11 protein-coding genes are annotated in these 13631 nt (G+C 51.3%); 3 read left to right on the top strand and 8 right to left on the bottom strand.

The window, feature by feature from the left end:
• Positions 1 to 53: 53 nt before the first annotated feature.
• The 3 genes from ileS to B076_RS0109975 all read left to right on the top strand — a co-directional run bounded on the left by ileS (position 54) and on the right by B076_RS0109975 (position 4456).
• Positions 54 to 2882, top strand: a complete 2829-nt coding sequence (gene ileS / locus B076_RS0109985) for an isoleucine--tRNA ligase (RefSeq protein ID WP_028487184.1) — start codon at positions 54 to 56, stop codon at positions 2880 to 2882.
• Complete coding sequence (gene lspA, locus B076_RS12700; RefSeq protein WP_028487183.1) at positions 2875 to 3432, top strand: signal peptidase II; 558 nt, start codon at positions 2875 to 2877, stop codon at positions 3430 to 3432. The genes ileS and lspA overlap by 8 nt, the downstream gene beginning before the upstream one ends.
• A gap of 151 nt (positions 3433 to 3583) precedes the next feature.
• Entirely contained in the window at positions 3584 to 4456 is an 873-nt protein-coding gene (locus B076_RS0109975; RefSeq protein WP_028487182.1) for a tetratricopeptide repeat protein, read from the top strand.
• Between the two features lie 92 nt (positions 4457 to 4548).
• On the opposite strand, the gene B076_RS0109970 is transcribed toward B076_RS0109975, so the two are convergent.
• The 8 genes from B076_RS0109970 to thiC all read right to left on the bottom strand — a co-directional run bounded on the left by B076_RS0109970 (position 4549) and on the right by thiC (position 13540).
• Entirely contained in the window at positions 4549 to 5235 is a 687-nt protein-coding gene (locus B076_RS0109970; protein ID WP_051347299.1) for a cytochrome b/b6 domain-containing protein, read from the bottom strand.
• 262 nt (positions 5236 to 5497) lie between these two features.
• Positions 5498 to 6067 (bottom strand): DUF882 domain-containing protein, encoded by a 570-nt coding sequence (locus B076_RS0109965; protein WP_028487180.1) that lies wholly within the window; start codon positions 6065 to 6067, stop codon positions 5498 to 5500.
• Positions 6068 to 6129: 62 nt separating this feature from the next.
• Positions 6130 to 7800, bottom strand: coding sequence for a L,D-transpeptidase family protein (locus tag B076_RS0109960; protein WP_028487179.1), 1671 nt, complete (start codon positions 7798 to 7800; stop codon positions 6130 to 6132).
• Positions 7801 to 8004: 204 nt separating this feature from the next.
• Entirely contained in the window at positions 8005 to 9546 is a 1542-nt protein-coding gene (thiE, locus tag B076_RS0109955) for a thiamine phosphate synthase (protein WP_211230189.1), read from the bottom strand.
• Entirely contained in the window at positions 9539 to 10339 is an 801-nt protein-coding gene (locus B076_RS0109950; RefSeq protein WP_028487177.1) for a thiazole synthase, read from the bottom strand. Before B076_RS0109950 ends, thiE begins: the two co-directional genes overlap by 8 nt.
• 1 nt (position 10340) lies before the next feature.
• Positions 10341 to 10550, bottom strand: a complete 210-nt coding sequence (gene thiS, locus B076_RS12695; protein WP_038150533.1) for a sulfur carrier protein ThiS — start codon at positions 10548 to 10550, stop codon at positions 10341 to 10343.
• Complete coding sequence (gene thiO, locus B076_RS12690; protein ID WP_084205756.1) at positions 10543 to 11658, bottom strand: glycine oxidase ThiO; 1116 nt, start codon at positions 11656 to 11658, stop codon at positions 10543 to 10545. Before thiO ends, thiS begins: the two co-directional genes overlap by 8 nt.
• 1 nt (position 11659) lies before the next feature.
• Positions 11660 to 13540, bottom strand: a complete 1881-nt coding sequence (gene thiC / locus B076_RS0109935; protein WP_211230211.1) for a phosphomethylpyrimidine synthase ThiC — start codon at positions 13538 to 13540, stop codon at positions 11660 to 11662.
• Positions 13541 to 13631: the final 91 nt, after the last annotated feature.

The raw sequence follows: 13631 nt of genomic DNA, 5'->3' as shown, positions 1-13631 counted from the left end.
GAGAGCTTTGCATGAGATAGATGCAAAGCTCTCTCTTACATAGAAGCTAGAGCATGACAGACTATAAACCGACCTTAAACCTTCCAGAAACCGATTTTCCGATGCGCGGCAATTTGCCGAATCGTGAGCCGAAACAGGTAGAGACTTGGCAGTCCGAATCTTTGTATAAGACGGTTCGCGAGCATATGGCCGGACGTCCGAAGTTCATTCTGCACGACGGCCCTCCGTACGCCAACGGCAACATTCACATCGGTCATGCGGTGAACAAGGTATTGAAGGACATGATCGTCAAGTCAAAGGGCTTGAGTGGTTTCGATGCGCCGTTTGTGCCGGGTTGGGACTGTCACGGTCTGCCAATCGAACTGAATGTGGAAAAGAAGAAAGGCAAGGTCGGCCAAAAAATTGGTGCCACCGAATTCAGACAGGCCTGTCGAGATTATGCTCAGAAACAGGTGGAAGGCCAGATGGCCGATTTCCAGCGTCTGGGAGTCATGGCCGATTGGGAACATCCTTATCTGACCAAAGATTTTAAGTTTGAGGCCAACGAGATTCGCGCTCTGTCGAAAATCATCCAGAACGGGCATTTGGTCAAAGGCACCAAGCCGGTTTATTGGTCCGTCGGTGGGCATTCGGCGTTGGCGGAAGCGGAAGTCGAATATGAAATGAAGCGTTCCAAGTCAATTGACGTGCGCTTTAAAGTGCTTGACGAGAAGGCGTTTTTCGAACGTTGTCACCATGTGGAAGACCATTTGGGTGAAGGGCCTTTGTCGGTGGTGATCTGGACCACCACGCCATGGACTTTACCGGCCAACCAGGCGGTGTCGATCAATCCGGAACTTGAATATGCGGTGGTTCAGGTTGAAGGCGAGCACGGCCCGGAACGTCTGTTCCTGGCGGAAGCGAAAATCAAGGATTCAATGGACAAGTGGGGCTATGAACATTACAAGGTGATCGCTTACGGTCGCGGTGAGCAGTTTGAATTGATCCGTTTGCAGCATCCGTTTTATGACCGTATTGTGCCGTTGATTTTGGGTGACCACGTCACCACCGAAGCCGGTACCGGTTGTGTGCACACGGCACCGGGGCACGGTCAGGAAGATTTCGCGGTCGGTTTGAAGTATGACTTGGAAGTGGATTGCCCGGTGGACGGTCGTGGTAACTATGTGGCTGGTACGCCGCTGTTTGAAGGCGAGAACGTGCTTAAGGTCGACGACCACGTGATCGAGGTGCTCAAAGAGCATAAGGCGTTACTGCATATCGAAGTCATCGAGCACAGTTACCCGCACTGCTGGCGTACCAAAACACCGTTGATTTTCCGAGCCACACCGCAATGGTTCATCTCCATGACCGAAGGCGGTCTGCGTGAACAGGCGTTGGCTGAAATCAAGAAAGTCGAGTGGGTTCCGGATTGGGGTCAAAATCGCATCGAAGGCATGATCGACGGCCGTCCGGACTGGTGTATCTCGCGTCAGCGTTTCTGGGGTGTGCCGATTACGATCTTCGTTCACAAGGTCACCGGTGAAATGCATCCGCGTACGGTCGAGTTGATGGAAGAGGTCGCCAAACTGGTCGAACAGAATTCGATTGATGCTTGGTACGATTTGGATCCTGCTGCTTTGTTGGGAGACGAAGCGGACGATTACGAGCAGGTTGCCGATATTCTGGATGTGTGGTTCGATTCCGGGATTTCGCATTACACGGTGCTGGATCAGCGCGATGAATTGTATTCGCCGGCGGATTTGTATCTGGAAGGATCGGATCAGCACCGCGGTTGGTTCCAGTCGTCATTGTTGACGGCCTTGGCGACATCCGGACAGGCTCCGTACAAGCAAGTGCTGACCCACGGTTTTACCGTGGACAAAGACGGAAAGAAAATGTCCAAGTCCAAGGGTAACGTGGTCGCCCCTCAGGAGATTGCCAACAAGTATGGTGCGGATATCCTGCGCCTGTGGATTTCAGCGGCGGATTATCGTTACGAGATGACGGTGTCGGACGAGATCATCAGCCGTACCGCGGATGCCTATCGCCGTATCCGTAACACGGCGCGTTTCCTGTTGGCCAACATCAACGGTTTCAATCCGGCGACTGATCTGGTGGCCTATGAGGGTTTGCTGCCGCTGGATAAATGGGTGATCGGTCATGCGGCCAAATTGCAGACAGAGATCACTGAAGCTTACGAGGAGTATAATTTTCATGCCATCTATCAGGCCGTCACGCATTTTTGTTCGGTCGAACTGGGTGCTTTCTACCTGGATGTGATCAAGGATCGCCAATACACCTGCAAGGCCGACGGTTTGCCGCGTCGTTCAGCGCAGACCGCTCTGTACCATATCGTTGAGGCGCTAAGCTGTTGGATTGCGCCGATTTTGAGTTTCACGGCCGAAGAGATCTGGCGGGAAATTCCGGGTGAGCGTACCCAGACCGTTTTCGTTTCAACCTGGTATGAAGGTTTGTCAGAATTGGATGAATCGGCGCAGATGAATTCGGCCTATTGGGAGCAGATGATGCAAGTGCGTTCGGCGGTCTCCAAGCAGTTGGAACAGTTGCGAAACGATAAAGTCATTAAAGGCTCCTTGACGGCCGAAGTCACGCTTTATTGTGAAAACGGTCTGTTCGATGCAATCAACCAGTTGGAAGATGAACTGCGTTTTGTGCTGATCACCTCGGATGCCGCTGTGAAACCTTTGGCAGATAAACCGGACAGTGCCGTGGAATCGGAATTGGCAGGCCTGTGGATTGATGCTGGAGCCACGGAAAAACCAAAATGTGCACGTTGCTGGCATCATCGTGACGAGGTCGGTCAGATTGAAGCGCATCCGGAACTGTGTCAGCGTTGTGTGGACAACGTAGAGGGTGAAGGGGAAGAGCGTCATTATGCCTGATTCAAATTCTGCTACAGCCGTTTCCAAAACTGCTGTCCGCACCCTTTGGTTTGCAGTAATGGTGATTGTGCTTGATCAATTGAGCAAGTACTGGGCGGTGACTAGCCTGACTTTTGGTGAACCGATGGCGGTGATGCCGAACTTGAATTGGACCCTGACCTACAATCACGGTGCCGCATTCAGTTTTCTGGCGGATATGGGCGGTTGGCAGCGTTGGTTTTTCACAGGGCTGGCGGCGGCCGTCAGCGCCATCCTTTATGTTTGGCTGAAGAAACTTCCTAATCAACTAAATGTTGAAACCATCGGCATTAATCTGGTTTTGGGCGGCGCCATCGGTAATGTCATTGACCGCGTTCTGGAAGGGCGGGTCACCGATTTTATCGATTTTTACATCGGCACTTGGCATTACGCCACCTTCAATGTTGCGGATGTGGCCATTACCCTGGGGGCAGGCCTGCTCATTTTGAACGAATTGATTTTGAAACCTCGTCATGAGAAAGCCGCCAAGCAGCAAGCGGTTGACGCACAGGGTGATCAGTCCAAGCCTTAAGATTTTTTAAAACCAGCAGGCCTGCTGGTTTTTTTGTGCCGGCATAAAGGCCAAGATTATGAAATGTTTATGCTGACTCCAACAAAAACTTATCATCAAGTTCGGCGTCGGCCACTATAATCGTAATTGAATTCAATAAGTAGGTAAAAACGTGAGTAGCAAGGAAAGTTATATCTTTGAAGTATCGCAGAGCAACTTCAACAATTTGGTGTTGATCAACTCCTATAAAATCCCGGTCGTAGTCGAGTTCATGAGTGTCAACTCGGAGATTTGCATTAATGTCGAAACTTCCTTATCGACTTTGGCGCAAGAGTTTGCCGGGCAATTTGTGTTTGCCAAAATCGACGTCTATGAACAGCCGGAACTTAAAGAACAGTACGAAATCGTAAACCTGCCGACCGTTAAGGTCTTCAAGGACGGTGAGGTGGTGCGCACCGAAATCGGCAAGATGGACAGCAATGAACTTGCGGCGATGCTCAAGGACTTTGGAATTTACCGTGAATCCGACGAGATGCGTTTGCAGGCACGGGAACTGCATCTGCAGGGCGATACCCAAGGTGCGGTTGACCTTTTGACCAAAGCGATTCAAACGGACCCGGGCAATACCCGCGTAGCCTTGGACATGGTGCAGGTTTTGTTGGATGTCGGAGTCTGGGAACAGGCTGTGGATATCTTCTCCCGCTTGCCCGATAAAGACAAGGAAAGTGAAGCCGGACGAGCCTTGCTTGGACAGATGACTTTTCACAGGCTGGCAAGAAAAACAGACGGCAAAACCGCCTTGTTGGCGAGACTGGATCAGGATCCGCTGGATTTTGATGCCTATTTCGATTTATCGGTCTGCTTGCTGGCCGAGCGTGATTATCAAGGCGCTTTGGAAAGTCTGTTTTCACTGTTTGAACAGGAGCCAAATTATAAGGATGGCGCAGCCCGTGAATTGATTGTCACGGTGTTGAACATGCTGTCCTCTTCCGATCCGGAATTGTCCAAACAGTATCGGCAGAGATTGGGCAACGCGATGGCGTAATTAAGGCCTAGAGGCGTGTTGCAGGCATTGATGAAAACCGAACCGGCTCAAGGCCGGTTCGGCTGTTTAAAGCATTGGACAATGGATGCCGCTCAGTCACGTTTTTTGTAGCCGGTGATCATGGCACGGATCAAATTCTCGCGGTGCAGGACGCTGGAGATAAGCACACCCGCAATATGAATCAATACTAGAAACAGAGTGAAATTGGCGAGCAGTTCATGGATGTCCTCCCAAAAATCGTCCTCATTTCCGTGCGCTTCGCCCCCTTCTTTGGTGTGTTTGTCATCGTCTGCCTGTGCTGTGGAGATGAACGCTTGATCCCATTGAGCAGCCAGTGGACCATGGCCTTTTGCACCATAGGCTTGCAGGCCTGTCCAGGTCGTCAGTGACAGGGAAATCAACAGCAAAGCGACCATCCAGCCGCCCAGCGGGTTGTGTCCTAGGTAGTGGGTGGGATGAAAGCTCAGCAGGGAACGCGCGTAGGCTTTGGTGGCCGCCCGTCCATAGAGGAAGTTGGAAAAACGTGCGTATTTCGGTCCGACCAGTCCCCAGAATATTCTGAAAATCAGCAGAGCGATGATGCCGTAGCCCGAATAGACATGCACCCAGTTGTCGTCACCGGTGAGGTAGGCGATAAAGAACAGCCCCACTAAACTCCAGTGAAACGTTCGAACCCCCAGGTCCCAAACTTTGATTTCCGTATTAGGTGTTATTTCATGCAAAACCGATTCTCCCAATGCCCCGATGCTTTGTTCAACTTTATCATATCCTGGCTTCATTCAAGCTCAATAAAATCAAAGCCTTCAACTGAATTAAATGGCTGTCAAAATATTGGACCGGCAATCAGTCTTTCTTGTTGGCTTGTAAAAAAAGGGGGGAGAAAGTTGGTGCGGTGGCTGGATCAACAATCGTTGGGTCGTGTTCATACGCGCGCTTAGGCACGTCCATAAAAAAACCGCAGGCACATCTTAGAGTGTGCTTGCGGTTTTGTTGTCCAACCATGAATGGGTTGCATAGTCAAAGCGGTGAGGCTTCAAGTGATTATTGCCAATGGCGAACGCGACCGGTATCCACGTGCACAAAATTGGAGGCTGGGTAATACCCTACGCCACCGCGTTTTTGCATCATGGCGACTTTTCTGAGGTGTGCAAGCTCAAAGCCTGGCAGGTTGATGTCAATGGCTTTACCGACCATATGCAGGCTCTTTTTGGCCACGCCTTGGGTTGTATTGTTGAGCATGGCATTGGTTTTGGGTGAGCGATACCCTGAGATGATGTTAAACGCTTTATTGCTCTCCGTTTTTCTGCGGATGTCATTGAGCAAATCAAATAGTGCAATGTCCATGTCGTGCGTTTCACCGGTGCGAAAATCCCGCAGAACGTGACGGATCTCATCAAGTGCTTCTGGATGATAGACTCCCTGTTCCCAGTAGGTTGTGCGCAGTGATTCGCCGGTATGAAGATTGTAAAACGAGAGTGTTCTAAAGGCTTCTTCATGTTTGTCTTGTTTTGGGGTGGCGGCAAAGAGGGACGTAGGTGCCCACGCAGCTGCCGCGCCTAATCCACCCAGTTTTAGAAAATTTCTGCGGTTCATTTCTGTGTGTATCGGCATAGTGACCCCGTTTGATTTATTAAATATGTGAAATTATACCATAAATCAATCAGGGTGGATTTTCAAATTTGTTTTATGAAATTCAATACCTTGGCGTCGTGGCCATACACATCGTTACGCAGATAGAGGATACCCTCCTCATCGGCCCAAGCGGTTTGATACGTTAGGTAGACCGGTATTTTTTCCTTTAACCAGATCACTTGGCGTTGGCCGCTTTGAATTTGTTGATAGAGTGATTCGTAGGTGACTTCGGGGTGATCGTTGACTAGGAGCTCGTAAGCCAGTTGTATCGGCTTTTCGGCACGGATGCAGCCGGAGCTGACTAGAAAGGCTTTATTTTTGAAATGATAACGTGCTGAGGTATCGTGGATATAGATATCCTCGCTATTTGGAAACATGAATTTAAGGGATCCCAATGGGTTTTTGAGACCGGGCTCCTGACGGAATATGTAACGTAACATGCCATTTGGGGTGACACGGTTCCAGTCAATGTCTTCGGCATTGAGCGGGTCACTTTCCGTTTGATCGGCACTGCTGAACAGTGTGATCTGATTGGCCTTAAGGTATTCTCTGTTTTTTCTGAGTTTTGGGAGGATGTCTTCCGCGAGGATGGTTTTGGGGATTCGCCAGTAAGGATTGAATACTAGATAACTCATCTTGGCTTGCATCATGGGCGTTTGACGCTTTTTCTGGCCGACGACCACATTCATAGACAGACGTTGCTCATCATTGATATATTGCATGGAAAAATCCGGAATATTGACCATCACATAGTTGTCCTCCACAAGAGGATTGAACCAGCGCCAACGCTCTAAATTAAGACGAATACGCTCGATAATCTGGTGAACACTCTCTGCAAGTTTTAGACGAGTTTGCACGCCGACAATGCCATCAACGGTGATGTGCTGGCGTCGCTGAAACGTTTTGACGGCCTCAGTCAATGGGTCATTGTTCTCTGCATCGGTTATGGATCCACTCCAGTGCCAATTGACTGAATCACTCACGGAGTTACCGTTGACTGATGTCGGTTTTGGGTCGGTGGGGGCATGAAATTCGCCGGTAATCAACAGTCTTTTTTTCACCTGCTCCGGGTCAAGGTAGGCTTCCGGATCCTCATTCCACCCACCTTGATCCGCGATTTTTTGATAATTATGTAAGGCCTTTTTTAGGTTTTGGTAACGCGGATGTCTTGGAGCCAAACTGGATAGGCTTGAGGTGATTTGTCTTGTTTGCAACGCTTTTTCCAGAAGCGCCACTCTGTTTAAATGATTGGGCTGGATAACGCGATGCAGGGTGTCTACTTCTGTTTTGAACGCGACGCCGTGGTACAAGTGAGAACCAAGCGCCATGAAGGCATCACTCAATAAGATGTCGCGAAAAACCTGATTTTCTGGGGTGATAGGATCGGAGAGTTGTTGAATGCGCGTTTTATGGTAGGCGCTGTGAGACGGGTCGAGTCCATCCTTTGTTGCCTTGTTAATGCTCTGGAGTAATTGAGCAATCAGTTCTTCGGTGTGGTGGTCATTTTCCCAGGCTGGTCGATAATCTCGTTGCTGATAGAACTGTTTCAGATACGGTCTTTGAGATAGCACCACAACCCCCAACCCCTCTGTGAGAGGAAAGGTGTTCTGATCGAGCATCGTTTTCAGCGATGGCGAGAGGTCATCCGCTTGCGATTGTGTGCTTACCAGAAGCATCGCGGCAATCATCACAATTCTTAAAAGTCGACCCATTGAGATGGCCTCCTCATTGAGTATCCCAGATTCTTAGTTTAACGCAATTGAGGGCTGAGATTCATCCAATACCGTTTAGGAGGTCACTTAGGGTTTTACCGCTTAGGCTTTATCTTGTGTGTTTGTTGAATCAAGGGGTGAAAATTTTGTCTGTCCAATGACGCGTGGCTAAAAAACTTGATTGGCGCGGTTGAGTCGTGTTGATTACACCACGTTCTCAAGCCTCGTTTTTGACCTTTTAAAGAACGACGTTTGCAAAACTTTAACGGCCTGTACAGGGTTCTCCGCATGCGTAATCGCGGTGACTGCGGCAATGCTGTCGACTCCGGTTTTAATGACCTCTTCGGCATTTTTCAGGGTGATTCCGCCGATGGCAATCACCGGAATGTCGGTTTTTAATGTAAGGATTTGGCGGAGGTTATTCACTCCTTGAATCTGCCCGGTCATGTCTTTGGTTCGGGTCGGGAAAATCGCGCCGATAGCCAAATAACTCGGTTTGATCTGCTGCGCCAACAGAAATTCATAAGCACCGTGGGTGCTGATGCCCAAGCGAATGCCCGATTGTTGGAGGGTTTGCAGGTCTTCCACCGACAAGGCTTGTAAATCCTCCTGCCCTAAATGAACCCCGTATGCGTCGTATTCGATCGCCAATTGCCAATAATCGTTGATGAACAGACGGGTTGGATACTGTTTGCACAAGTTCACCGCGTGTTGAATGCACTGGCGCAGTTCGGCTTCGCTCTTGTTCTTGAGACGTAATTGAATGATTTCAATGCCTAAAGGCATGAGTGTTTCCAGCCATTCAACCGAATCCACCACTGGATAGAGTCCTGGTTTGTCGGTTCCTAAATCGGCAAAACCGGATTGCGAAACCGACTCACAAGGTTTGTCGAGAACAACCTGTGGATAAAATGATTTCTCGACCGGCCAGCAGGGTTGAATCAATGCACCGTAATAATTAGGCTCGTTTGGACACAGAGAGAAGGCCTTATTGATGAAGGCCTGAGAGTGAATGAACGCATCGCGCAGCAAATAGCCGTGAGCCAGAAAGCTCGCCACGGAGGTGGATAAACTGCAGCCGCTGCCGTGTCCGTAAGCGGTGTTTGTTCGGGGTGATTCCAAAACAAGGTGCTGCTTTTCGAAAAAACAGTGGTCTACCACACACTGTCTGGAGCCGCCGTGACCTCCGGTCACAATGAGACTACGACAGCCTTTTTGCAGAATCTTTTCGGCCCATTCGGATGAAGAGAGGGTGGATTTGTCGTCTTCCGCCAAGCTGGCCGCTTCGGAATGATTTGGGGTGACCACGTCGATGAGTTTCAACAGCTCGTCAAACAGCATCGATGCCATCGATTCAACCACCAGATCCTGGCCGACGCTGGCTTTCATTACCGGGTCTAACACCACAACCAGGCCTGCCGATTCTTGCTTGAGCTGTTTCAGAACTCGAATCAGCCAGTCGAGTTGCTGGTTGTTGGCGATCAACCCGATTTTGATGGTTTGCGGCGGTTTGTCTGCCAGAAGGCAGTCGAACTGCTGTTGCAAAATGGCGATGGGAACCGGATTGACCGATTGTAGGCATTGCGAATTCTGTACGGTATTGGCGGTGATTAGAGTACAGACTTCGCAGCCCAATGCATGGCCGGTTTTAATGTCGGCCTGTATTCCGGCTCCGCCGCTGCAATCCGAACCGGCGATGCTCCAGATAATCGGTCTATTTTGATTTTCCATATAAGATTTATCCATTCTTCACCTGATGCCAGAAAGGTTTGTCCAGCGTCGGCGTGCTGGGTTTGGCGGTGGAGCGTTCGTTAATCAATCCGCCCTGGTAGGCCAGACGACCGGCTTCGATGGCACGGGCGAAAGCGGTGGCCATCATCACCGGGTTTTTCGCCTGAGCCACAGCCGTGTTCAGTAGAATCGCATCCACACCCAGCTCCAGGGCTTGAGTGGCGTGGGACGGTTTTCCGATACCGGAGTCCACAATCAGGGTGATTTCCGGAAAACGGTCACGGATGGCCTGCAAGGCATAAGGGTTGAGCAGACCTTTGGCGGTGCCGATCGGCGAGCCCCACGGCATGATGACTTCACAGCCCAATTCCACCAGATGTCTGGCAATCACCAAATCGTCGGTGCAGTAGGGCAGAACTTTGAAGCCGTCGTTCAATAAAATTTCGGTGGCTTTGACCAGTTCGATTGGGTCGGGCTGTAGGTTGTAGTCGTCGCCGACCAGTTCCAGCTTCACCCAGTCGGTCTGGAAGAGTTCACGGCTCATTTTCGCCATATTGACCGCTTCGCTGACGCTATGGCACCCGGCGGTATTGGGCAAAAGGTGCAGACCCAAAGATTTGATTTTATCCCAGAAACTGGCACCGCCGTTGGCCTGCGGATTTTGTCGGCTTAATGACAGGGTGACGACCTGGGCACCGCAAGCTTGGATGGATTGTTGCATCACGTCCGGTGATGGGTAGAGTGCACTGCCGATCAGCATTCGGCTGTCGAGCTGGGTGCCGTAAATGTTCAGTCTATCGGTTGTCATCTTATCCCCCTTGGATTGCGGAAATGACTTCAATGATGTCATTGGGCTTGAGTGTGATTTGGTCATGCTGCGAACTGGCAATAAAGTGATGGTTCAATAGCAGGACATAAGGAGGTTGGGCGCCAAACTGGACAGCGGCTTGAGCCAGCGTGGTCTTCTCATTGACTTGTTGTGGCGTGGCGTTGACTAAAATTTGAAAGCGATCAGTCATGGTGATTCTCGGTAAATTCGATTAAAAGTTCAAAAAGAGGCGGCTTCGGCAAAGTGGAATCGATCAACGCGACGCACTGTTCGGCTATGGCCGGTGCCAGCAGATAACCGTGACGAAACAGACCATTGACCTGAATCAGAGTACCGTCGACCCGAATTTTTGGTTCGTTGTTCTCAAATGCCGGACGCAAGCCGGATTTGATTTCCAGTATCTCCGCTTCGGCAAAGCCTTTATGCACACTGAAACACGCCGACAGCAGTTCCAGAGCGGAACGTACGGTTGGTTGGCGTTGGTCTTCGGTTTCGATCTGGGTCGCTCCGACCACGAAACGGTGGTTCGTTTTGGGTGCGATATAAATCGGGTAACGCGGATGCATCAAACGGACAGGCCTGTTCAGATTGACTTCGGGCGCATAAAGCCGCACCACTTCGCCGCGCACGCCGCGCAATTTGTGTTTGCCGGGTTTGGTTTGCACTATCTGGTTTTTAGCCCCCAGACCGCGGCAATCGATCACCCAGTCGAATGATCGGCGTTGGCCATCGAAAACGACTTGGCGATTCTCGATTGATACCTCGGTATTTGGATGCCAAACCACATTCCGATCTTCCAGCGTTTTTGCCAGACTTTCAAGCAGTTCGCGATTGTCCAACTGAGCTTCTTCAGGAAGCCAGAGGACATGCTTGAAGGTGTGCGGCTGTCGGGCCAGTTCCGGTTCCAGTTCCGCGAGTTGTCCTGAGGTCAGATTAGTGTAGTCCTTTCCCATTTCTCCCTTGATGCGGTGACCGAAGTCGACCAGGTTGCCGTGATCTTGTTCATAAGCCAGAATCAGGCTGCCGTTCTGTTGGAAAAATACCGGTTGATGCAGTTTTTTCAGAAGACTGGGCCACAGTGCCAGACTGCGCTGACCCATCTGCATGACAATTCTCGAGCTGTCTGCCGATTCGGCCAAGGGGGCCAGCATCGCCGCCGCAAGATGGGCGGCGCTTCGAGATCCTTGGCGGTCATCCTTGTCAAACAGGGTGACCTGTCTGCTCTCGCTCAGGTTGACCGCCAGCATTCTTCCTATCAACCCGGCGCCGACAATGGCGATATTGGGCGTATTTGGCATGTCAGGCTTCCTTCTGGTAGATTTCGCTGCCGGCTTCGCGGAACTGTTGGGATTTTTCTTTCATACCGCTTTGAATTTCTTCCAGCGTGATTTCGGTGATTTGGCCGGATTGAGCGGTGGCTTCCTGCTGGGCGGCGTAGTCACGGACTTCCTGAGAGATTTTCATTGAACAGAATTTTGGTCCGCACATCGAACAGAAGTGCGCCACCTTGCCGGATTCCTGTGGAATGGTTTCGTCGTGGTAGGAGCGTGCTCTTTCCGGATCCAGTCCCAAATTGAATTGGTCTTCCCAGCGGAATTCGAAACGTGCTTTCGACAACGCATTATCACGGATTTGCGCGCCCGGATGACCTTTCGCCAAATCCCCGGCATGGGCGGCGATTTTGTAGGCCATCAGACCTTCCTTGACGTCTTCCTTGTTGGGCAGACCCAGGTGCTCTTTGGGGGTGACGTAGCACAGCATGGCACAACCATACCAGCCGATGTTGGCGGCACCGATGCCCGAAGTGATGTGGTCGTATCCGGGGGCGATGTCGGTGGTAAGCGGCCCCAAGGTATAGAAAGGCGCTTCGCCGCAAACCTCCAGTTGTTTGTCGACGTTCTCTTTGATCATGTGCAGTGGAATGTGTCCCGGGCCTTCAATGATCACTTGCACGTCATGCCTCCAGGCGATCTGGGTCAATTCGCCCAAGGTTTCTAATTCGGCAAACTGGGCTTCGTCGTTGGCGTCGGCAATCGAGCCCGGACGCAAGCCATCACCCAAAGAGAAGCTGACATCGTAGGCTTTCATAATCTCGCAGATGTCCTCGAAATGGGTGTAGAGGAAGCTTTCCTGATGGTGCGCCAGACACCATTTGGCCATGATCGAACCGCCGCGCGAGACGATGCCGGTGACACGTTTGGCGGTCATCGGAATGTAGCGAAGCAGTACGCCCGCATGGATGGTGAAGTAATCGACCCCTTGTTCGGCCTGTTCGATCAGGGTGTCGCGGAAGATTTCCCAAGTCAGGTCTTCGGCGATGCCGTTGACTTTTTCCAGCGCCTGATAGATCGGTACGGTTCCGATCGGTACCGGCGAGTTGCGTAGAATCCATTCGCGGGTTTCGTGGATATTGCGCCCGGTGGACAGATCCATGACCGTGTCCGCTCCCCATTTGGTCGCCCACACCAGTTTTTCGACCTCCTCGGCAATGGAGGAACCGACCGAGGAGTTACCGATGTTGGCGTTGACCTTGATCAGGAAGTTGCGCCCGATGATCATCGGTTCCGATTCCGGGTGATTGATGTTGCAGGGAATCACGGCACGGCCGCGGGCGACTTCGTCACGCACGAATTCCGGCGTGATGGCCTTAGGAAGGCTGGCCCCGAAGGATTCGCCGGCGTGTTGCTGGGTCAGCATCTCGTCACGCACTTCGGCGCGTTTCATGTTTTCGCGAATGGCGATGTATTCCATTTCCGGGGTGATGATGCCTTGCCGGGCGTAGTGCATCTGGGTGACGTTTTTGCCCGCTTTGGCACGACACACTGCAGGCAGGTGCTCGAAACGAATGTGGTCCAGTCCTTCATTTGCCAGACGCTCCTGGGTGAATTGGGAGGTGACGGAATCCAGAAGTTCGGTGTCTTCACGAGCTTCGATCCAGCTCTGGCGCAGTTTCGGCAGGCCTGTGTAAACATCGACTTCAATATTCGGATCGGTATAAGCTCCGGAAGTATCGTAAACCGGAATCGGTTCGTTGCTTTCCGTTACCGGGTTGTCCTGCGGGCCGCTGACGTAGGTGTCGCTGACCGAAATCTGGCGCATGCCGACCCGGATCGGATGGATTTCTCCCGGCACGTAGACTTTTTGGGAATTAGGGAAAGATTGCCCGGAAACGTCTTTGATGAATGCTTCCGCTTGTGCACGCGATTCGCGGCGGTTGGTTTTGTTTGTTGAACTCACGGCTCTGCCTCTTTTAAAAATTAAAATCAGGCGG

It is taken from the genome of Thiomicrorhabdus chilensis DSM 12352, assembly GCF_000483485.1.
Classification (GTDB): Bacteria; Pseudomonadota; Gammaproteobacteria; order Thiomicrospirales; family Thiomicrospiraceae; genus Thiomicrorhabdus; species Thiomicrorhabdus chilensis.
The sequence above is the reverse complement of the archived record's forward strand: the minus strand, read 5'-3'. Positions and strand labels throughout refer to the sequence as shown.

Bases quoted from the DNA above. Each gene is read 5' to 3' on its own strand.
- thiE (WP_211230189.1), bottom strand. From the start codon at position 9,546: ATGGATAAATCTTATATGGAAAATCAAAATAGACCGATTATCTGGAGC.
- thiO (WP_084205756.1), bottom strand. From the start codon at position 11,658: ATGCCAAATACGCCCAATATCGCCATTGTCGGCGCCGGGTTGATAGGA.
- thiS (WP_038150533.1), bottom strand. From the start codon at position 10,550: ATGACTGATCGCTTTCAAATTTTAGTCAACGCCACGCCACAACAAGTC.
- B076_RS0109960 (WP_028487179.1), bottom strand. From the start codon at position 7,800: ATGGGTCGACTTTTAAGAATTGTGATGATTGCCGCGATGCTTCTGGTA.
- ileS (WP_028487184.1), top strand. From the start codon at position 54: ATGACAGACTATAAACCGACCTTAAACCTTCCAGAAACCGATTTTCCG.
- B076_RS0109970 (WP_051347299.1), bottom strand. From the start codon at position 5,235: ATGAAGCCAGGATATGATAAAGTTGAACAAAGCATCGGGGCATTGGGA.
- lspA (WP_028487183.1), top strand. From the start codon at position 2,875: ATGCCTGATTCAAATTCTGCTACAGCCGTTTCCAAAACTGCTGTCCGC.
- B076_RS0109950 (WP_028487177.1), bottom strand. From the start codon at position 10,339: ATGACAACCGATAGACTGAACATTTACGGCACCCAGCTCGACAGCCGA.
- B076_RS0109965 (WP_028487180.1), bottom strand. From the start codon at position 6,067: ATGCCGATACACACAGAAATGAACCGCAGAAATTTTCTAAAACTGGGT.